The organism is Lapidilactobacillus dextrinicus DSM 20335 (assembly GCF_001436095.1).
Lineage (GTDB): Bacteria > Bacillota > Bacilli > Lactobacillales > Lactobacillaceae > Lapidilactobacillus > Lapidilactobacillus dextrinicus.
In genome coordinates, this window is record NZ_AYYK01000008.1 from 60,829 (window position 1) to 82,004 (window position 21,176).

Consider the following 21,176-nt stretch of genomic DNA (forward strand, 5'->3'; position numbering starts at 1 on the left):
CGTTGGAGGAATGAGTCATGAAACAACATCGCAATTTTTGGTTTTTCTTAGGTACTTTGTTATTGATGATCCTAGCCGTGCCTGCTGCAACTAGTCACGCAGCTAGCGGAACATTCAAGGTCGGCATGGAGGCTGGCTATCCACCTTTTAACTGGACACAAAACGATGCCAGTAATGGCGCCGTTAAAATTCAAGGAAATTCCACTTACGCTAATGGTTATGACGTTCAGATGGCTAAAAAAGTGGCCAAATCTTTAAATAAAAAACTGGTTATTGTAAAAACAGAATGGGATGGTCTACAACCAGCTTTAACTTCTGGTAAACTTGATGCCATTATTGCCGGAATGTCTCCAACCGCACAACGTCGTAAGGCAATTGATTTCACAGATACTTATTACCATTCTAAACTCGTTATCATCGTTCGTAAAAATAGCAAGTACGCGCAGGCAACTAGTTTGAAAGACTTTAAAAATGCCAAATTAACAGCACAATTAAATACTTATCACTACACAGCGTTAAATCAAATCAAAGGCGTTATTAAAGAACCTGCCATGAAAGACTTTTCGGCAATGCGTGTAGCTTTAGAGTCGGGAACTATTGATGGTTACGTTTCTGAAAAACCTGAAGGTATTAGTGTAACAAGCGCTAATCCTAACGTTAAAATGATCGAATTTAAAGGAACTAACGGTTTTAAAACTAATCCTGAAGACACTGACTTAGCAATTGGATTACGTAAAAATGATCCAGATAGAGTTAAAATTAACGCTGCATTAGCCAAAATTTCTCAATCAGAGCGAGATAAAATTATGGATAACGCCGTTAATGAACAACCTAAAACAAATGGTGATTCGGAAAATTGGTTCGTCGCAATCCTTAAACAATATGGCAATATGTTGTTAAAAGGCACGGGTGTTACTTTGTTAATTTCAATGGTTGGCACAATTGTTGGTTTTTTAATTGGCTTACTGGTTGCCATTATTCGTACCATCCCAGTAGCTGGTAATCGATTCCGTCGCGGTCTTTTAAAAGTAGTTGATTGGTTACTATCAGTTTACATTGAAGTTTTCCGTGGTACTCCTATGATTGTTCAAGCCGCTGTTCTTTATTATGGTGCTGCTCAAGCGTTCGGTTGGAATATGGATCGACTCGTAGCCGCTCTGTTAATTGTTTCTATTAATACCGGTGCTTATCTATCTGAAATTATGCGTGGTGGTATTATTTCTGTTAATGCTGGTCAATTCGAAGCTGCCCATGCTTTAGGTATGACGCACTTACAAACAATGACCAAAATTATTTTGCCACAAGCTGTTCGAAATAGTTTACCAGCAGTCACTAACGAATTCGTTATTAACATTAAGGATACTTCAGTTTTAAGCATCATCTCTGTATCTGAATTATTCTTCACTGGTTCAACGATTGCTGGACAAAACTTCCAGTTCTTCCACACTTACTTGGTTATCTGCCTAATCTATTTGGTTCTGACCTTTACGATTACTCGAATTTTGCGATTAGTTGAACGCCGCTTAGACGGACCACAAAATTACAATGTTATGGCTAATCAAAACCAAGTTTCAGCACCAACAGATAATAATTAGGAGGCAACCTTATGACAAGCTTATTAGAAGTTAACCATTTAGAAAAAACTTTCGGCACGCATAAAGTTTTAAAAGATATCAACTTACAAGTTAAACCTGGCGAAGTTTTATCAATTATCGGTTCATCTGGTTCAGGTAAATCTACATTGCTACGTTGTATTAACTTACTGGAACAACCGACTAGTGGTGCAATTAATTTCCATGAACAAAATATCCTGGCTAATAACTTTAACGTGACTGACTATCGAGCTAAGGTTGGCATGGTTTTCCAATCATTCAATTTATTTAATAATTTAGATGTTTTACAAAATTGCACAATTGGGCAAACGACTGTTTTGCACCGCGACGCTGCTGAAGCTAAAAAAATTGCGTTAGAACAATTAGAAACAGTCGGCATGGCACCTTATATTAATGCCAAACCAGCCCAACTTTCTGGTGGTCAAATGCAACGCGTTGGTATCGCCCGGGCTGTTTCAATGAGTCCTGAGGTATTGCTATTCGATGAGCCTACATCGGCCTTAGATCCTGAAATGGTTGATGGTGTGCTGGACTCCATGCGTGCATTAGCCCACACCGGCTTGACAATGATCCTAGTAACACACGAAATGGCCTTTGCACGAGATATTTCTGACCATGTCGTCTTTATGGATCAAGGCGTCATTGCCGAAGAAGGAACCGCCGAGCAAATCTTTGAGAACCCTCAAGAAGAACGAACAAAAACCTTCTTAAAACGTTATTTGAACCGGGTTTAAAAAATATAAGATTAAAAAAGGTGAGAACGATTTGTTCTCACCTTTTTTTGTCTATCGTCGTTCTAAAAAACGGTTAGCTAAATCCTTTAATCCTCATCTACTTGATACTGAATACTACTCTCACCGTTACCATGACTGATAACTTTTAACTGTGCTGGAATTTGGGCTTGTAATTCACGTACATGACTGATAATACCAATCATTCTCTGTTGGCTTTCTAAACTCATTAAAGCTTCAATAGCGGTATTTAGCGCTTCTTCATCTAGTGAACCAAAGCCTTCATCAATAAAGAGCGCATTAATTTCAATTGCACCGGTTTGTTGTTGCACAACTTCACCTAGTGCAAGTGCCAATGCAAGCGCCGCAATAAAACTTTCACCACCAGATAAAGTTCGCACGCTCCGATAATCACCCACATAATCATCAAAAACATTAAGTTCTAGACCAGAATTCTTACGTGCACTTCCTAGTTCTTCTGCCAACGCTAAACGATATCGACCTTTAGTTAGTTTAGCCAAACGCTGATTAGCAACTAAAAGAACCTGAGTCAAATAAGTTTGCAAAACATAGCGCTCCAGACCTAACTTCTGACTACCATTGCCGCGAGCAAGTTCGCTTAGTTCTTGTAAAGGCGTTATATCCACTATATCCGATATTAATTCTTTGACGTTTTCAGTGATTTTAATTTGTTGTGAAATCTGATTTTTAAGCTGTCCCACTTGTTCTTGAACCGTACTTTGCTCCGATTGTATTTGTTTAATCTGTTGTTGAAGCTGTTTTAGATCTGGTATTTCTTGATAATCTTTTAATTGTTGTTTTAATCGTTGTAAAACTGCTTGTTGACTAACGATTTGTTGCTGATACTGCTCAATTTGGGCTACTAAATCTGCCTGTTGGTCTAACTGTGTTAAAATTCGTTCGTATTGATCACATTGCGCCTTAAAAGAAAGCGTAGGCCAATTTTGATTAAAAATAGTTGTCATTTCTGTTTGCAACTGTTCAATTTTAGTTTGATCAGTCTCAATTTGTTGTTGATAATGACGTTGATCAGTTTTATTTTCAGTTTGTTGTTGTTGATTTTGTTGAAGCTGTTGTTGTAAGGTCATCTGCTGTTTTTTAAACTCAGCCACCTTTTGTTTGGTACTAGTTAAGAAATCTGTTAATTCTGCACTTGAAGTAAACTCTGTCGGCAATTGCTGTTGAAGGTCTTGAAACTGTGTCTCCACAATAGCTAATTGACGTTGCTGATCATTAATCTGAACTTGTAGTGCTTGGGACTTGGCCGTTAATTGTTGCGACTGTTCTTTGTATTCTGTTAATTTTTGTTGCTGAGCTGTTATTTCTGCCTGTTTTTGACTTAATTTGGCTTGTTCTTTATCTCGTTCTTTTAAATTCAAAGTCAAAAACTGCCTAACCTCGTCAAGCGTCGCCATATTAGTATCAGCAGTTTGTTGAACTATCTGTTGCCAAGTATCCTCATACTTTTGTTGAAGTTGTTGCGAACTGTTTTGTAGCGTCGTTATACTACTCTCTAACGTAGCCACTTCTTTTTCAACAGCTTGCCGTTGTTGGTCCATTTCATCAAGCAATTCTTCACTCACGATCGGTGCATCATTTTGAACCAACTTAATCTGCGAATGATCGCGTGAACCACAAACAGGGCAAGGTTCATTAGGCAATAAATCACGTTGTAAAATAGCGATTTGTTGGGCCGCATAGTTGCTCTTTACTTGACGATAATCTGTTTGGATTTTACTTTGACGTTCAGTAGCAACTTGGACGTGTTGCTGTTGTGTTGTTAATTCTTTATTAATTACGCTAATTTGTTGGTAAAAATCTGTTGCTTGATTAACCAACTCCTGTAATTTTTTCAACTGATCTGCACTTTGATCTAATTGCCGTTGCTGCAAATAAAGATCTGCAGTCTGTTCTTGTAATTCGCTGAGTTCTTTAACCTGCCGCTGAACTGTTTGTAATTGTTCATTTGTTTGTTGATGTTGCTGTTGTTGTTGAGTAATTTCTTGAGCTAATTGCTGTTTAGCTTGTTGTAACTTTGTTACTTGTTGATACTTAGGAATTAAATCTGCATATTGAATTAATTGAGTTTGTAATTCTTGCTGTTCTTTTTCATGAGTTTGTAGCTCGGCTGCTGTCTGTTGTAATAATGCTTGTTGTTGCTTAATTATTTGAGCTGAATCTTTAGCAGTTGCTAATTGAGCTTTTGCCTGCGTAAATTCAGCAGTTACTTGTTGTAATGATTGATAATGTTGTTGGTTATCCTGGGCCCACTTTAATTGATTTAATTGCTGTTGCATTTGCGTAATTTTGGGTGTTTGTTGCTGTAAGGTAGCTAACGTATTTTGTGCTTCTTGTTGCTGCTCAAACAATGTTTTAATATATTGACGTTGCGTTAACTCCGCTTGTTGCTGCTCAAGCTCTTTTTTTAATCGGGCCGCTTGTGCTTGTTGTTCTGATTCCTTTGCCTTCATTTGATCAGTTTGTTGTTGTAATAAGTCTAGTTGCTCAGTCACTGACACCTGATCATCTGAGGCCAAGGTTGGTAGCCAGTTAACTTGTTGCAATAGCGTTTGGATTTTTTGTTGGCGTTGGCCATTGTCATCTTTAAGTTGTTTATATTGTGTTTGTAATTGTTTAACCCACTGCTCGTAACGCTGCGTTTGAAAAAGATTCCGTAACACTGCCTCTTTTTGATTACTATCCCCGTTTAAAAATTGGCGAAACTCGCCTTGAGGTAATAAGACAATTTGCCGAAATTGGGCCGCATTTAATTGTAATAAATCAGCTAAATATTTGTTAGCCTGATCAATTTTAGTTAGCTGTTTAATTTCTTGGGTGGGCGTTTCATCAACATAAATCGTTAATTCAATTTGTGGGGGCTGTTCAGTTGTCCCTTGTCCCCGCTTTTTGGCTAATGTTTGCTTAGGCTTACGAATAAGCTGGTAATAGTGCCCCCGATGCGTAAACGTCAACTCAACACTAGTCTCATCATGGATCGTAGCAAAATCTGAACGAAATTCCTTGGGATCTCGTTGTGAACCTGAAGCCTTATCATATAAGGCAAAAACCAAGCCATCAAAAATCGTTGATTTGCCCGCACCTGTTGGCCCACTAATTAAGAACATCGAGGTTCGATCAAATTTTGTAAAATCAATTATTTGCTGACGATAAGGACCAAAATAGTTTAATTTTAGTTGTAGCGGTCTCATTCATCTACCTCTTTTAACGCTTGCTCAGCCCAGTCCTGCTGTTGTTGTGAAAGTGAGCGTTGCGTCATTTCTTGATAAAATTTCGTTAATAGTGTCATGGGTGAATTAATCTCTTGCGTAGAGATCTGGTGAGCTGTAAATGTTGAAACACCATTAGCCCGACTCATATTCAAAAAGTGGGAAAATTGTTGACGCAGCAAAGCACTAGCATTACTAATCACGTTGGTATCATCCAAAATAATTCCTGTATAAGCATCTTGATTAATTTGGTGATTGCTTAAATATTCAGTATTGGTTAGGTCGATAAAACTCCCTTCAACCGTTTGAACATCTCGTAGTGGTGTGATTGGTCTGAATTTAACTTTTACATTTGGTTCAGTATCAACAATTAACACACCTTTAGTTTGATTTTCTTCAGATAATGAATACTTAATTAATGAACCGCTATAACGAATCGTTGGATTTTGTAAGGCATCCTTATTATGGACATGGCCTAATGCTACATAATCAAAATCTGCCAATAGATCTAACGGCACTGCCTCTAAACCACCGACATTAACAGTTGTTTCAGAATCTGAATGTAAACTGCCTGCAGCAAAAAAGTGGGCAATCAAAATATGACGTTTCCCTTTAACAAAGCGTTGTTTGATTGCCGCCATAATTTTTATCATCGCCTGCTCAAGTGTTCGAATATGATCGTCATTGAAATATTGACGCGCTTGATACAATTCAAAGTAGGGTAATAAGAAAAACTGCACATCGTTCATTTCAATTGGTTCAAAAGCCTGCGCCAATTCTGTCTGTAAATAAAAATTAGTCGCAGTAAACCATTGATTCCCCACACCCAAACGAACTGCGCTATCATGATTACCATTAATCATTAATAATGGTAACTTCAATTCCAAATTAACCGTGCTAATCATCTTCGTCAATTGTGCAACCGCTGTTTCTGCAGGATTCTGTCGATCATAAAGGTCGCCTGCAATCACAATGGCATCAACTTTTTCTTCTTGAGCAATGGTGACGAGTTGCTTAAAGGCATCATCTTGTTCAGCTGTTAAATCATAACCAAATAAGCGCCGCCCTAAATGCCAATCTGCTGTATGTAAAAAACGCATTAATCTCCCTCCTGTTCTAATCGCCAGGTTACATAGTGAGAAATAATATAATCATGGCGAATCTGAATTAATTTTTGATAATCACTATTTTCGCCATCAAGTAAACCTTGTAAAACTTTAATTTGTCGTCGTAGTGGTTGTAAATTAGCAGCTTGTTCTGAACTCGCCAGGTGCCGGGCAACTGCTAATTGCGATTGCAACTTCTTTTGGCGTTGGGTTAAACGCTCAATTGTTTGCTGGTAGCGACGCAATTTATTCAATGTTGCTGAAATTTCATTATTCCATTGAACAAATTGTTGATAAGGCATACTTCCTTTTAACTTATTACATTCACGGCACGATAACGTCAAATTGTCTAAGCTGTTATCATCTGATAATGATACTGGGTCTTTATGATCAACACTATCACCATAACGACCACAATATTGACATACGTAATGATACTTCTCCCGAATATAAAGCCGCGTTGTATAGTCCAAGTTGTTTTTATCGAAAATTGTCGTTGTGTCACAGCCTAAATTTTCTAAATCAATGGGAAAATTACCCGTTAATTTAACAGCATCTGGTTGATTCTGCCATTTAATAACATGCTGATAAAATTGAAAACGTAACGATTGATCCTGCCAAGAACCTGGTAAAACATCAAAGCTATCAATTAAACTGTTGCAGCTTTTACGTTCTGCCTTGGACAATGTTAATGTTATCAGTTGCTCCTGGTTAAAATTATCGGGCAGACCTAAATAAACCCATTGACGAGCTATAGCCAAACCGAGACTCTGTAAATTTGCAAAATTGCCAATTAAAAGCCCACGAGTTTGACAAATATCACAAATACTCGTTAATTGTTTCTTGCCTAGGTAAAAATGTTCCTCAGCTAAGTTCAAACGACAATATTGACAACGTATCCTCATTTTAATCCCTCTTCTAAATTGAATAAGAAAAATGACCCCGCTGAATCTATCATGAATTCAACAGGGTCAATCAAATATGAATTGGTGAAAATGAATAACCACTAAATATTTTGCGTTAGATAAAATCATCATAAACGATTTCGACAAGTTCTTTTTTAGTCGCAAAATTAACTTGATAGACAGTTTGATCTAAAGCTTTTTGGTATTCATCTAAAACATCTTCAGGCAATGGTGTTACTGCTGATAATTTGGCAATCATCTCTGAAGTATTCTCGATGTTTTCCAGATCTACAAACAAGTAAACCTTAGTCAAAATATCATGAAGCAAATCGGTCATCACGGCATTAGGCTTGCCATTTAAATCAGTTAATGCGACTTGATCAGGTGCGATACCTTGATGATTAATTGTAATAAATTTCAAAACTTGAAAAACATTCATTTAGCTTACCCCAATACACATGAATTATTATCTTCATATTAGCACAAATAAGTACTGATTCGATAGTAGTGAAACCTTTTAAAGCTATAAATTTAGCAACTTAATAGAACAGTTAAAGTTATAAATACTTAACAACTTAAGCAAACCTTAACTGACTTGAGAATTAATTAAGTAAAGGATCAAACTCTTCAAAAATAAAACACAAATTAACTAAAGAATTAATCGTAAAGTGGTCAATTTTATTGCGTATGATAAAAACATCATCAAGAAAGGATGTTCTTCTCATTATGCTAATCAACGATCAACAAGTCATTTCAATTCAAATTATCAAAATTATCAACGCTAAAAAAATTAAATGTTTAACTGAGAATGGTCATATCATTAATCTCCACATTACTAGTGCAGAAAAAAAGGATCCCTTATTCTGGTGGAGTTTAATCAAAACATATACAGCTCAATTATGGATTCCTATTGCTAAACAAACAAAAACACTTTTAGCAACAGACTGGTTAGCTAGTCCTGAACCGGTTTAAGAGCATAAAAAAAGTCGAACATAATTGCTCGACAAAAAATAAATCATTGACTACTTATCTGCTTCAGCTAATTTTTTTAAAGTTTCTAAAACCTTGTCATTAGCTTTTTTGTTCTTTTTGATGTTAGCCGTATTAATTGGTCGACGGTTACCGTTCATACCAGTATGATTGTTTTGTGACATGGTGAACCTCCTTACGTATTACGTATTCAATTAATTCTATTGCATTTGTGCCTAAATTTCAAGCCGTAAAGCACTTAAGTTTATCAAAATTCAGAATTATCAGCTAATTATAGACCCGCTTTAAAATTAGTTATTACCCGGGAAATAATTTATCATACTCATGAAATAAAATTAGTGACGCCGACTTAAATTTTTTAAAGCTATTTTAACTTGCATTCGTCGGTTATGATCGGTCAAGACGATTAAAGTATCGCCGGCTAATATTTCTGTGTCTCCCCTTGGAATTAATTCCTTTTCTCCTCGTCGAATAGAAACAAGCAAGATTTCTTTAGGCCAGGCAATATCGCGAACTTCTGCATTCACAAAAGTTGTGCCCTCAAAAACCGGAACTTCTAAGCGGTCTTGATGTCCAGCTTTAACTAAGTGTGGTTGATTAACTTGCATTCGCTCAGCCAACGATTCATAAATAGGTGCACCACCTAAAACATCAACCACGAGATAAGCAACTAAGGAAACAACAGCTAATGGCATTAGATGTTCTAAGGTACCCACCATTTCTGTAATTAATAATATGGCCGTAAATGGCGCTTTACCAATTCCAGCAAAGTATCCTGCCATGGCAAAAATAACCAAATTCATAATCAAACTACGCGGTAATAAACCTAGGTTTGCCATTACAATCCCGTATAAATCACCAATTAATGCCCCCAGCGTTAGAATCGGAAGAAAAATACCACCAGGCAACCCAGATCCATAAGAAATCATCGAGAAAACAAATCGTAGAATGAATAATCCCAAGACAATTAGGGCCAGTGGTTGGTGATGCGCTAGACTTAGGATTAAACTATTACCGCCACCTAGTGTTTGCGGCCAAAAATAACCAATCGGAATTATTAATAATAAGGGGATAAAACCGTCAGCACGCCGTGGCAGCTTTTTAATTTGTCGATATAACGATGGCAATGCTAACAGCACTTTTTGATAAATAATGCCTAGCACGCCTAAAATAATCCCTAATAACAACAAGTGTCCGTATAATCGTAATGGAAAACTCGTGGTGTATTGCAAATGTAGCACGGGTGTTAAACCAAAAATATTTGAAGAAATAAAATTAGCACTTAACGCACCAGCCAATGACGTCATCCAAACGAGCGGTGAAAAATTGTGATAGATTTCTTCAAGAACAAACATTGTCCCTGCAATTGGTGCATTAAATGCCGCTGCTAGGCCGCTAGCAGCACCTGATGCAATTAAAACACGTTCATTAGTCCCTTTTTCTTTTAAGCCAGCTGCAACTCCCTGGCCAATCGAGGAGCCTAATTGAATTGACGGTCCTTCACGACCTAGAAAGAGTCCGGAACCAATAGCCAGCGCACCACCGATAAATTTACGCCATAAAACCGGCCACCATTGTAATTTTAAATTACCACCAAGCTGAGTCTCTACCTCTGGAATACCTGATCCCATAATATGTGGTTGCTGATGAATTAATTTCATATTGATTAACCCAATCAGTAATAATATGAGAATAACCAAGGCTCCCCACCAAATATTTTGATGCATTTTTTGATATGCAAATTGCCAAAAAATTAAGGAATGCTCAATTAAAAAACGAAATAAGCTGACAATTAATCCTGATAGTAACCCCACTAAAATACCCTTAGCAATAAAACCAACATGAATTAAGTTTAATTGTTGTCTAAATTTAGTCATTAATAACACCTCAACTACTATTAAAAGCCAAAATAAATAAAATTACTAGTCCACATTATCCTGTAAAGATTCTCAAATTATCAAGGCCACAAAAAAACGTCAATCAAAATCTTAGCTTGATTGACGCTTTTAACGAAGAACTAGCTTATTTTAGCAATTCGACCTTGTTCAATATAAACACTCAAAATAGCAATATCAGCTGGATTAACACCACTAATCCGTGATGCTTGAGCAATAGTTTCTGGTTGAATTTTAGTTAACTTTTGTCTTGCTTCCGTTGCTAAACCATTAATCGCCGAATAATCAATTCGATCTGGAATCTTTTTAGCTTCTAACCGTTTAAGATGTGCAACTTTATTTTTTTCTTTATCAATATAGCCTGCATACTTCAATTGAATTTCTACTTGTTCTTTGACGTAACGGTCTGCCTCTAGGCTTTCATCGCCAACGAGTTCCGCAATTTCATCATAACTAATGCCGGGACGCTTGATTAAATCGCTAGCTAAAATACCATCTTTTAGAGGCGCACTATGATGTGCCACCATAAAGTCCTGCACTTTTGGTGTTGGTTTAATTCTGATTTCTGTTAAACGTTTCGTTTCGGCTTCAACTGCTTGTTTTTTAACCAAGAATTTTTGATAACGGTCTTCACTAATTAAACCAAGTTGATGACCCTTTTCAGTCAATCGTAAGTCAGCGTTATCGTGACGTAAAATCAAACGATATTCTGCACGACTTGTTAATAAACGATATGGTTCATTCGTTCCTTTAGTGACCAAATCATCGATCATAACGCCGATATAAGCTTCATTTCTACCTAAGGTGAAAGCTGGTTGATCATCTGCCCGTAAAGCCGCATTAATTCCGGCTATGATGCCTTGACCGGCCGCTTCTTCATAACCTGATGTCCCATTCATCTGACCAGCCGTAAAGAGATTTTTGACAACTTTTGTCTCTAAACTATGTGTCAACTGCCATGGTTCAATGATGTCATACTCAATGGCATAACCGGGACGCATTAATTCGGCATGTTCCAATCCTTCGACAGAATGTAGCATTTTCAACTGAATTTCTTCAGGCATTGAAGTAGAAAAATCACCAACATAATATTCTTCAGTTTTACGGCCTTCTGGCTCAAGAAATAGTTGATGGCGTGGTTTATCAGCAAAACGAACTACCTTATCTTCAATCGATGGGCAGTAACGCGGACCAACACCTTCAATAATGCCAGAGAACATTGGCGCACGATCTAAATTATCGCGAATAATTTGATGCGTTGTTTCATTCGTATAAGTCATCCAGCATGACAATTGATCTTTTAGATAAGCCGTATCTGGTGTCTCATAAGAGAAATGATTAGGTGTTTGATCGCCAGGTTGTTCCTGGGTTTTATCATAATCAATCGTGTTGCCATCGACACGTGGCGGTGTCCCTGTTTTAAAGCGACGTAGCTTAAATCCTAAAGTCTCTAAATTTTCAGATAGTTTGATTGATGGCAAGGAATTATTAGGACCAGATGAATAGGTCAATTCACCAATAATAATTTTACCGCGTGAAGAAGTACCAGCAGTCAAAACGACACTTTTAGCTAAGTAACGCGCGCCAGTAGCTGTTATAACTCCTTGACAAACACCGTCTTCAACAATTAATTCATTTACTAGTCCTTGACGCAAGGTTAGCATTGGTTCGTTTTCAATGGCATCTTTCATCGTTAAATGATAATCATTTTTGTCCGCTTGTGCTCGCAAAGCACGGACGGCTGGTCCTTTACTGGTATTGAGCATTCGCATTTGAATATAAGTAGCGTCAATATTTTTACCCATTTGACCACCTAATGCGTCAACCTCACGGACGACAATCCCCTTTGCTGGTCCACCAACTGATGGATTACAAGGCATAAAAGCAACCATGTCCAGATTAATTGTTAGCAATAATGTTTTTTGCCCCATTCGTGCAGCAGCTAATGCAGCCTCACAACCAGCATGGCCGGCACCTACTACAATCACATCGTACTCGTGAGAGTCATATTGTTTAACTTTTAAATCCAAAATCTAAACCTACTTTCCTAAACAGAACTGACTGAATAATTGCGTAATTAATTCATCAGGTGCATTTTCACCAGTAATTTCTCCTAATTTTTCCCAACAAGTTGTCATGTCAATTTGTACTAAATCAATCGGCATATTAGCATTTAATCCAGAAATAACACTGTCCAACGCAACTTCTGCTTGTTCCAATAAACCAATTTGGCGATTATTAGAGACTAAAACATCTTGTTGACGATTCTCAATACCACCAAAGAATAGTGTTTTGATTTCCTGTTCAACAGCCGCAATTCCTTGATTGTCTTTCACTGAAGCAACAATCGGATCTTCAGTAACACCAAGTCTTGCTAATTGTTCTGGTGAAATTTTTTGTGGTAAATCTGATTTATTTAAGATAATAATCCGTTTTTGTTCGCGCGTCATTTCTAACAATTCGCGATCTTCAGCAGTTAATGGTTCACTAGCATCAAGCACTAGGATAATTAAATCAGCACCAGATAAGGCTTTCTTGCTTCGTTCAACACCAATTTTTTCAACCTTATCGTCTGTTTCGTGAATACCAGCTGTATCGATTAATTTTAAAGGTACGCCTTGAACATTAACGTATTCTTCCAAAACATCACGCGTTGTACCGGCAACATCAGTAACAATCGCCTTGTCTTCCTGCAATAAATAATTTAAAAGTGATGATTTACCTACATTAGGACGACCAATAATCGCAGTTGCTAAACCATCTCGAAGGATTTTACCTTGTTGAGCTGTTGCTAGTAGTTGTTGAATACGTGCTTTAACTTCAATTGCTTTTTCCATTAAAAGTTTAGCAGTTACTTCATCTTCATCGTATTCAGGATAATCAATGTTAACTTCAACTTGAACCAAAACATCGGAAATATCTTGACGTAAATGATGAATCAAATGTTGAAGATTGCCATCTAATTGATTCAAAGCTACTTGCATTGAACGATCTGTTTTAGCGCGGATCAAATCCATGACAGACTCTGCCTGAGTTAAATCAATGCGACCGTTTAAGAAAGCGCGCTTAGTAAATTCACCAGGTTCAGCTAATCTTGCACCATTAGCTAATAATAATTGCAAAATCTTATTTGTGGGTACAATCCCACCATGGCAATTAATTTCAACAATATCTTCTCGAGTAAATGTTTTTGGTGTTCGCATTACGGAAGCCATCACTTCATCGAGTTCTTGTTTAGTTGTCGGATCAATAATATGCCCGTAATGAATCGTATGGCTGGCTACTTTGGTCAGATTTTTACCACGAAAGACCTGATTGGCAATCTTAATCGCATCTTCACCAGACAAGCGCACAATTGAAATCGCACCTTCACCAGGTGGTGTTGAAATAGCGGCAATCGTATCATATTCTGTAACACTCAGCATTGTTTTACTCCTTTTTTAATTAACGCCAATAAAAAAAGTGCTCAAAATCCAGCGATTAAAAATTAATTTAATCGCCGGACAAAGCACTTTGACTACTTTATCTATTTAGTTAAGTTGAGAAGATAATAGCGCATGTTGATGATTTTGTCAAAACTTAAGGTAGCATGACTGTTTTTCTAGGTGCAATCACCACATAACGATCAGGCTCTGTACCTTCTGAAAAAGTTTCAACATAAGGATTATCTGACAGCAATGTATGAACTAACTTACGTTCAAAAGATGGCATTGGATCAAGAAAAACAGCCTTATGGTCAGCAACTACATTGCGAGCAGTTCGCTTTGTTAATGCAGTTAACGCCCGTTCTCTACGTTCACGATAATCACCAACATCAAGAATAATTGTTTGGCGTGTACGGCCACGGTGATTAAAGAACGTCTGACTTAAATACTGAAGCGAATTAATCGAACGACCATGTTTGCCGATTAATAAGCCTTCTTTAGCAGTTTCTAAGTGAAAAATGATGCCTTGCTTTTGCTGATCAACTCTTACTAATGCAGGTGCGCCTAAACGTTTCGTTAAGTCCATTAAATAAACTGATAAATCTTTAATTGCCTGATTATCGTTTCTTTCAAAACTAGGCGTCTTCTTAATAACCTGATTGTTTTCGGAAGGCTCCATTGTTTTTTGAGCTTCAGCAGCAACTTTATCTTTAATTTCAGAAACGGTTTGTTGATCTTGTTTAGCATCATTCTTAATCGTTTTTTGAATTTTTTGATCTCGAACTTCTTGCTTGGCTTTCTTAGCAGCAACAACCGTTGGAGAAATTTGCATTTCAACAATTGCGGTCTTTTTACCAATACCAAGAAAACCATGTGAGTCTTCGCGTACAACCTGAATGTCTGCTTCTTCGCGTTCAATCTTTAGGTCAGCCAATCCTTTTTGGATAGCTAATTCAATTGTTTCACCTTCATATTGAGCCATGTGATCAACTCCGTTCCTTTCTATTATTTCTTACGCTTGCTGTAAGCTCGTTTACGCGCTCGTCTTAAATTACGATCGTGTTCGCGTTGCGCCTGTTCTTTTTCGTCTTGCTCGCGCTTAGCCTTGAATGGGTTTTGCAAAATTAAAGTTTGTACAACTTGGAAGGCATTAGAAACAACCCAGTAAAGTGAAATAGCTGATGCAATGGTTAATGCCGGAATCATAATCATAAATGGCATAACGTACATCATAATTTTACCAGTTGAACCATTTTGTGGCATTGACATATTACTAATCCAAGTACTTAAGAACGTGAAAACACCCGCTAAGATAGCCATGATGTAGTATGGATCCCGCTCACCAAGTTGCATCCATAAGAATGTTCCTTGACGTAATTCCGTGGTCCGCCAAATTGCCTGATACAAAGCATACATAAAAGGTAATTGGATCAACATTGGTAAACAGCCCAACATTGGATTGACACCTGCTTCTGACATTAACTTCTGTGTTTCTTCACGAAGTTTTTGTTGTGTTTCAACATCTTTACCACTGTACTTCTTTTGAAGTGCTTGTAATTCTGGTTGGATAGCACTTTGTTTCTTCATATTTTTCGTACTGAAATGATTCAATGGTAACAAAATAATCCGTACGATAATTGTAAAGACAACAATTGCCCAACCGTAACTACCACCTAATAATGAGGCTAACTTCAAAATAAAGCGTGAAAAGGAATATAACACATAATGATCCCAAAAACCGGTACTTTCACTTGTAATTGGCGCATTCAAATTACCGCATGCTGTTAAGAACAACATTAAACTTAATAACGAAACCGCCAATAAAACTCTTTTTAAATGCGATCGTTTCTTCACTAATTTTTCCTCACGAATCAAATTTTAGTCACTGTTTAGTCTTCTTGTTCGACAGGTAACAGCTCACTCAATTTTAACACATGTATCAGATTACTTTTAGTCTCTGCCATAGTTAAATTTTTTGCATTTTTTCGGGCAATAACTAAAAAGTCGACGTCTTGTTTCAATTCGCCATCTAATTCATGGAGGCTTTGTCGAATATAACGTTTCATTCGATTACGGCTGACTGCAGTATGCCCTATTTTTTTGCCCACAGAAATGCCGACACGAAAATGAGCCTGTCCGGGTTTATCTAATCGATAGATTACAAAACTACGATTAGCAACTGAACGACCAGTCTCAAATACTAGTTGAAATTCTTTTTCTTTTTTTACTCGATAAGACTTACGCATCTGACTTGTCCAATCTTTGTCCTTTTTAAATCAAATTGAAATTAATAAAAAAAACCACTGATCCCAGTGGCCTTTAAGCAGATAATACTTTTCTACCTTTAGCACGGCGTCTAGCTAATACTCTACGACCGTTCTTCGTGCTCATACGTTTCATAAAACCATGAACTCGTTCGCGATGACGTTTCTTTGGTTGATATGTTCTCTTAGTTGTCATGTGTGCTGCACCTCCTAAATATAATACAGTGGATACACCATGAAGATCGGTTAAATCGACTTCTTCCAGCGCAATTACTTAAATATACTAGCATATACACGCGCAAAAAGAAACTGTCTTTTACTTTTTTTCCAATTAAAAAGAAAAAATTTGGCAAAAAGTTTTCCACAATTTAAAAAATCGGCGTTAATTAGCTGTGGAAAATTATTTTAAATACACAACAATATCCACAGGTTTTTCCAAAATTCACACCCTGTCTTAAAATTTATCCACAGCCCCTGTCAAAAATTCAAAAACGTTAATTTATAGCTTGATTTATCTTTTAGTTATCCACAATTGTCTGTTTAGTTTTTAAAAATTATTGTTTGTTTTCTAATTTTATCCACAGCCAGTGGATTACTTATTCCTTTTCTGTGATTAATTTTTTTAAATATTGAAAAGCTGTGGAAAACTTTTTTTGAGAATGATAAACTTAATTTATCTTTTTATTTTAGGAAAGGAGTATTGAAAATTGGCTAATGAAAAATTACTATGGGAAAAACTCGTTTCCGAATTGCAAAAAAACTTTGAATCCGTTAGTTATGACACTTGGATTGCACCTGTAGAACCGATCTCTTTAGTTAATGGTGTCTTAACTTTAGAATTACCGTCTGCCTTTCATCGTGATTATTGGGATCGTAACTTAGTTGCTGAATCTGAGACAATTTTACAAGACTACACTGGGCAAAAAATTCGCCTCGATTTAACAGTCCCCAATGAAAATCATAAAGAAGATGTTGATGATCCAGTCGTGACTGGCGTTGATGCGCCTGGTCAAGTTTATGCTCATGATACCCATTTAAATGATAAATATACTTTTGATAGTTTTGTCGTTGGCTCTGGTAATTACTTAGCACAAGCAGCTGCACTGTCTGCTGCTGAGGAACCAGGACAAGTTTACAATCCGCTTAATCTTTACGGTGGTGTTGGATTAGGTAAGACCCATCTGATGCAAGCTATTGGTCATGAAGTTTTACGGCGTAATCCTGAAGCAAGGGTTAAGTATGTCACCAGTGAAGAATTCGCCAATGATTTTATTAATTCCATTCGCACCCGTCGACAGGAAGAATTTCGGCGCGAATACCGCTCCGTTGATTTGTTATTAGTGGATGATATTCAATTCTTTGCAGATAAAGAAGCGACTCAGGAAGAATTCTTCCATACTTTCAACAAATTATATGAAAACAAAAAACAAATTGTTTTAACTTCTGATCGTATTCCTAGTGATATTCCTAAGTTGGAAGATCGCTTAATTTCGCGCTTTAAATGGGGCCTATCTGCGGATATCACACCGCCAGATTTGGAGACACGAATTGCTATTTTGCGTAATAAAGCGGTCGCTGAAGGATTGGAAATTGATAATCAAACGTTAAATTACATCGCCGGCCAAATTGATACTAATATTCGTGAACTTGAAGGAGCATTGGTTCGCGTTCAAGCCTATGCCACAATTAATAAAATCGACATTACTTTAGAGACCGCTATTGCTGCGCTTAAGGGACTTAAAGATTCAGCGCAACAACATGGTCTTTCAATTAGCAAGATTCAAGAAGTTGTCGCTCAATATTATCGTCTTCAAGTTTCTGATCTAACTGGTAAGAAGCGGACTAAAAATATTGTTGTTCCCCGGCAAATAGCCATGTATCTTTCACGCGAATTAACGGAAAATTCCTTACCTAAAATTGGTAAAGAGTTTGGCGGCAAAGATCACACAACTGTTATTCATGCCCATGAAAAAATTGTGCAAGATCAAAATCACGATTCAGAATTACGTTCTCAAATTAGTGATTTAAAAAAATTACTTAAAGGCTAGCCTGTGGAAAACTTTTTAATCGTCCCCAGAACTTTCCACAAGTTATACACAGGACAAATAACCAATCTAACGGAACATTTTCCTTTATCCACATAATCAACAAAGCCTATTACTATTACTTTAAATTCTTTTATATATATAATAAAAACACCTAGGAGGGTATCCAATGAAATTTACAATTGATCGTCTTAACTTCATTCGTCAATTTAATAATGTTTTACGTGCTGTCCCATCAAAAACAGCTATTCAAATTTTGACAGGGATTAAATTTGATTTGACCGAAGCGGGATTAAAATTAACAGGTAGCGATGCTGATATTTCAATTGAAACAATGTTACCTGTAACTGACGAAGCGCTGAAGTTACAAATTGAATCAACCGGTTCAATTATTATTACCGCTCGTTTCTTTAGTGAAATCGTTAAAAAATTACCTGAAGAAACATTTACTTTTGAAGTTAAAGATAATTTACAAGTCACTTTAACTTCAGGAAAATCTGAATTCACTGTTATTGGTTTTGATGCAAATAGTTATCCGCATTTACCAGAAGTAAGTGATGCAAGTCAGTTAGAATTTTCTGCAGATCTATTAAGAGGTTTAATTAACCCAACCGTCTTAGCTGTTTCAGCTCAAGAAAGTCGTCCTATCCTAACGGGTGTTCATTTCTTAATTAATGCCGATGGTTTATTGGCTGTTGCTACTGACAGTCATCGCCTAGCTCAACGTAAGCTTGACTTACCTAATGTTGAAGGTAATTACGATTTTGTAATTCCCGGTAAAAGTTTAACTGAATTAGCGAGAATGTTAGCTGACTATCAAGATGACGTGCAACTAAAAATTACAGATAACCAAGTGCTCTTCACTTTTGGCCAGACACAATTTTATTCACGTTTACTTGAAGGTAATTATCCAGACACAACTCGTTTAATTCCTACGGATTCAACGACAACTATTCAAATTGATGCATCAACTTTATTAGCTTCTGTTGAACGTGCTTCTTTACTTTCTCATGAAAGTCGAAATAATGTTGTTCGCTTACAAGTTAATCCGGCTGAAAATATGGCAACACTATCTAGTAACTCTCCAGATGTTGGTAATGTCGAAGAAGAATTAAGTTTAAGTTCATTAGTGGGTAACGAATTAGATATTTCCTTTAATCCGGATTACTTAAAAGATGCGCTCCGAGCATTCGGCTCAACTGAAATCAAGTTGTCTTTCACAACTAATTTACGGCCGTTTACTTTAGTACCTTCTGAAGACGCTGAACACTATATTCAATTAATTACACCAGTTAGAACTTTTTAGTAGCTAGCTCGGCTGTTTAAAAAACAAGGTTTAAATATTTCATTGTTGAAATATTCAAACCTTGTTTTTTATTTAGGTCATTGATGAAGAATTGGCTTATATCGTCATATAATTCATTTTCAGCAATTTTAGCTTTTTTGGCCAAAATATATTAGCTAACTGTAAATGGTCTTAAATCGCATCAAAATTCTAATATCGTTGTTTTGATTGGTTAAAAAGGGTATAATTGAATAGTGAAACTTATATTTTTATTGGTGGGAGTGATTGTTATGAAACAGATCAAATTAACCGCCGATTATTTAACTTTGACGCAATTATTGAAAGAAGAAGGCATCATTGGCAGCGGTGGTCAAGCAAAATTTTATTTGCAAGAACAACCAGTGACCTTAAATGGTCAAGCTGAAAATCGACGCGGCAAAAAATTGTATCAAGGTGACATAATCAAATTAAGTAGTGGCGAAGTTTACGAAATTGTGAAGGCCTAAAATGTATTTAGAACACCTTGAATTAGCTCATTTTCGCAATTATGATTCATTAGCACTTGATTTTTCACCACAAACTAATGTGTTGATTGGTGAAAATGCTCAGGGTAAAACCAACTTATTAGAAGCTGTCTATGTCCTATCTTTAGCACGTTCTCATCGAACTAATGATGATAAATCTTTAATTCAATGGGGCCATGATTTTGCTAAACTTTCTGGAGTTATTCAAAGACGAGTTGGGCGGCTACCATTAGAGATTGTGCTAAGTCACAAAGGTAAACGAGCTAAAATTAATCATCTTGAACAAAAGCGATTATCTCAATATGTTGGTCAGTTTAATGTTATTTTGTTTGCCCCGGAAGATCTAGGCCTTGTTAAAGGCTCACCTGCTGGTCGGCGGCGTTTTATTGATATGGAATTTGGTCAAATTAATCACCAATATTTATACAATATAACGCAATATCGCTCGATTTTGCGGCAACGTAACTTATATTTGCGTTCGTTACAACGCCATCAAGCTAAGGATTTAGTTTATTTAGAGGTCTTATCTGATCAATTATCCGGTTTTGGTGCGGAAATTATCTGGGCACGGAAAAATTTCTTACAACAAATGTCTGAATATGCCAATGCGCAACAGCAGCAAATTACACAACAACGTGAACAATTAATTTTTAATTATCAAACGGTATTGCCAACAGCTGAAATTCAAAGTTCCGAGCAACTTTATCAATATTTAAAAGAACAGTATCAAAAACAACAAAAGCGTGAGTTGCAACAAGGCACGACTGCCTTAGGACCTCATCGCGATGATGTTAGTTTTATTGTTAATGATAAAAATGTCCAGACTTTTGGATCACAAGGTCAACAACGTACCGTTGCTTTAAGTTTAAAACTTGCTGAAATTGAGATGATGAAGGCTCAAACCGGTGAAACACCAGTTTTATTATTAGATGATGTTTTGTCTGAGTTGGATGATTTACGGCAGACACATTTACTACAAACTATTCATAATCGTGTCCAAACATTCCTAACAACTACTAGTTTAGATGGTGTTGCTCGAGATATTATTGGTCAACCCACTACTTTCACGGTTAGTTCAGGAAAAGTTATTCACTAGAATTAAGGTTAACGCTAGGAGGATTTGACGTGAACGACGAGGAAAATAA

Annotated in this window: 18 protein-coding genes and 1 pseudogene; 7 read left to right on the plus strand and 12 right to left on the minus strand. The window is 36.7% G+C overall.

Annotation, left to right across the window (positions count from 1 at the left end; genetic code table 11):
* Nucleotides 1–17 precede the first annotated feature (17 nt).
* A complete protein-coding gene (locus FC84_RS04750; protein ID WP_057756250.1) occupies nt 18–1,595 on the plus strand; it encodes an ABC transporter permease subunit in 1,578 nt (525 codons plus the stop codon).
* A gap of 11 nt (nt 1,596–1,606) precedes the next feature.
* Entirely contained in the window at nt 1,607–2,347 is a 741-nt protein-coding gene (locus FC84_RS04755; protein ID WP_057756253.1) for an amino acid ABC transporter ATP-binding protein, read from the plus strand.
* 86 nt (nt 2,348–2,433) lie between these two features.
* Here the strand turns inward: FC84_RS04755 and FC84_RS04760 are convergent, their stop codons facing one another.
* The 4 genes from FC84_RS04760 to FC84_RS04775 form a co-directional block, all read right to left on the minus strand.
* Entirely contained in the window at nt 2,434–5,574 is a 3,141-nt protein-coding gene (locus tag FC84_RS04760) for an AAA family ATPase (protein ID WP_057756256.1), read from the minus strand.
* The gene (locus FC84_RS04765) at nt 5,571–6,692 is read right to left on the minus strand and encodes an exonuclease SbcCD subunit D (protein ID WP_057756259.1); all 1,122 of its coding nucleotides are present in this window, start codon (nt 6,690–6,692) and stop codon (nt 5,571–5,573) included. The genes FC84_RS04760 and FC84_RS04765 overlap by 4 nt, the downstream gene beginning before the upstream one ends.
* Nucleotides 6,692–7,603 carry an HNH endonuclease gene (locus FC84_RS04770; protein WP_083479539.1) on the minus strand — a complete coding sequence of 304 codons (912 nt, stop codon included), beginning with the start codon at nt 7,601–7,603 and terminating at the stop codon, nt 6,692–6,694. Before FC84_RS04770 ends, FC84_RS04765 begins: the two co-directional genes overlap by 1 nt.
* A 115-nt stretch (nt 7,604–7,718) precedes the next feature.
* Complete coding sequence (locus FC84_RS04775) at nt 7,719–8,042, minus strand: hypothetical protein (RefSeq protein ID WP_057756265.1); 324 nt, start codon at nt 8,040–8,042, stop codon at nt 7,719–7,721.
* 287 nt (nt 8,043–8,329) lie between these two features.
* Here FC84_RS04775 and FC84_RS04780 point away from each other — a divergent pair, with 287 nt between their 5' ends.
* Nucleotides 8,330–8,575 carry a hypothetical protein gene (locus FC84_RS04780; protein WP_057756268.1) on the plus strand — a complete coding sequence of 82 codons (246 nt, stop codon included), beginning with the start codon at nt 8,330–8,332 and terminating at the stop codon, nt 8,573–8,575.
* Between the two features lie 50 nt (nt 8,576–8,625).
* Here FC84_RS04780 and FC84_RS09145 read toward each other — a convergent pair whose 3' ends face one another.
* The 8 genes from FC84_RS09145 to rpmH all read right to left on the minus strand — a co-directional run bounded on the left by FC84_RS09145 (nt 8,626) and on the right by rpmH (nt 16,373).
* On the minus strand, nt 8,626–8,757 hold the full coding sequence (locus tag FC84_RS09145; RefSeq protein ID WP_263970761.1) for a hypothetical protein: 132 nt from the start codon (nt 8,755–8,757) through the stop codon (nt 8,626–8,628).
* Between the two features lie 171 nt (nt 8,758–8,928).
* On the minus strand, nt 8,929–10,470 hold the full coding sequence (locus tag FC84_RS04785) for a ClC family H(+)/Cl(-) exchange transporter (protein WP_057756271.1): 1,542 nt from the start codon (nt 10,468–10,470) through the stop codon (nt 8,929–8,931).
* A 140-nt stretch (nt 10,471–10,610) separates the two neighbouring features.
* The gene (mnmG, locus tag FC84_RS04790) at nt 10,611–12,518 is read right to left on the minus strand and encodes a tRNA uridine-5-carboxymethylaminomethyl(34) synthesis enzyme MnmG (protein WP_057756274.1); all 1,908 of its coding nucleotides are present in this window, start codon (nt 12,516–12,518) and stop codon (nt 10,611–10,613) included.
* Between the two features lie 9 nt (nt 12,519–12,527).
* On the minus strand, nt 12,528–13,913 hold the full coding sequence (gene mnmE, locus FC84_RS04795; protein WP_057756277.1) for a tRNA uridine-5-carboxymethylaminomethyl(34) synthesis GTPase MnmE: 1,386 nt from the start codon (nt 13,911–13,913) through the stop codon (nt 12,528–12,530).
* A gap of 154 nt (nt 13,914–14,067) precedes the next feature.
* Nucleotides 14,068–14,895 carry an RNA-binding cell elongation regulator Jag/EloR gene (gene jag, locus FC84_RS04800; RefSeq protein WP_057756280.1) on the minus strand — a complete coding sequence of 276 codons (828 nt, stop codon included), beginning with the start codon at nt 14,893–14,895 and terminating at the stop codon, nt 14,068–14,070.
* Between the two features lie 23 nt (nt 14,896–14,918).
* Nucleotides 14,919–15,710, minus strand: coding sequence for a membrane protein insertase YidC (yidC, locus tag FC84_RS04805; RefSeq protein WP_057756668.1), 792 nt, complete (start codon nt 15,708–15,710; stop codon nt 14,919–14,921).
* 92 nt (nt 15,711–15,802) lie between these two features.
* Nucleotides 15,803–16,159 carry a ribonuclease P protein component gene (rnpA, locus tag FC84_RS04810; RefSeq protein WP_057756283.1) on the minus strand — a complete coding sequence of 119 codons (357 nt, stop codon included), beginning with the start codon at nt 16,157–16,159 and terminating at the stop codon, nt 15,803–15,805.
* Between the two features lie 73 nt (nt 16,160–16,232).
* Nucleotides 16,233–16,373, minus strand: coding sequence for a 50S ribosomal protein L34 (gene rpmH, locus FC84_RS04815; protein WP_057756286.1), 141 nt, complete (start codon nt 16,371–16,373; stop codon nt 16,233–16,235).
* A 511-nt stretch (nt 16,374–16,884) separates the two neighbouring features.
* Here rpmH and dnaA point away from each other — a divergent pair.
* From dnaA to recF, 4 genes and pseudogenes are all read left to right on the plus strand, one after another.
* Complete coding sequence (dnaA, locus tag FC84_RS04820) at nt 16,885–18,225, plus strand: chromosomal replication initiator protein DnaA (RefSeq protein ID WP_057756289.1); 1,341 nt, start codon at nt 16,885–16,887, stop codon at nt 18,223–18,225.
* A 166-nt stretch (nt 18,226–18,391) separates the two neighbouring features.
* Nucleotides 18,392–19,528, plus strand: a complete 1,137-nt coding sequence (gene dnaN, locus FC84_RS04825; protein ID WP_057756292.1) for a DNA polymerase III subunit beta — start codon at nt 18,392–18,394, stop codon at nt 19,526–19,528.
* A 269-nt stretch (nt 19,529–19,797) separates the two neighbouring features.
* Nucleotides 19,798–20,001 (plus strand): annotated as a pseudogene (gene yaaA / locus FC84_RS04830) (S4 domain-containing protein YaaA); the annotation flags it as partial.
* 13 nt (nt 20,002–20,014) lie between these two features.
* Nucleotides 20,015–21,127 carry a DNA replication/repair protein RecF gene (gene recF, locus FC84_RS04835; RefSeq protein ID WP_057756296.1) on the plus strand — a complete coding sequence of 371 codons (1,113 nt, stop codon included), beginning with the start codon at nt 20,015–20,017 and terminating at the stop codon, nt 21,125–21,127.
* Nucleotides 21,128–21,176: the final 49 nt, after the last annotated feature.